The organism is Escherichia sp. AM3, from assembly GCF_032029835.1.
Classification (GTDB): domain Bacteria; phylum Pseudomonadota; class Gammaproteobacteria; order Enterobacterales; family Enterobacteriaceae; genus Escherichia; species Escherichia coli.
Genome location: NZ_JAVUPQ010000660.1, coordinates 1 through 371, shown reverse-complemented (window position 1 = coordinate 371; position 371 = coordinate 1). Strand labels below are relative to the sequence as shown.

Below are 371 nucleotides of genomic sequence, written 5' to 3'. Positions count from 1 at the left end.
GACTACCGCTGACATGACCGCGCTCTTTGCGTTCTTCGGTAAAGGCGCATTCGGTACCACCGCACGCGCGAACAAAGTCGCCGCATACGATGTGATGTGGGTTTCTCCTGAAATCTGGGCGAACCTGGCTCAGCCGTACGTGGTGAATGGCGTTGTAAGCGGCACTGTATTGCAGGCGGTTCTGCCGTTCGCGCCGGTGAAAGAAATCCGCATGAGCTTCGCGCTGACCGGTAACGAGTTTATCGCGTACGTTCGTCGCCGTGACGTGATCTCTCCACTGGTGGGTATGGCTGTAGGCGTTGTTCCGCTGCCGCGTCCACTGCCTAACGTTAACTACAACTTCCAGATTATGTCTGCTGAAGGTCTGCAAA

The 371-nt window shown here is 56.1% G+C and carries 1 protein-coding gene; it reads left to right on the top strand.

Annotation, left to right across the window (positions count from 1 at the left end):
• Positions 1-371: major capsid protein (locus RTW80_RS27760; RefSeq protein ID WP_312721331.1), on the top strand; the 371-nt coding region annotated here is incomplete at both ends.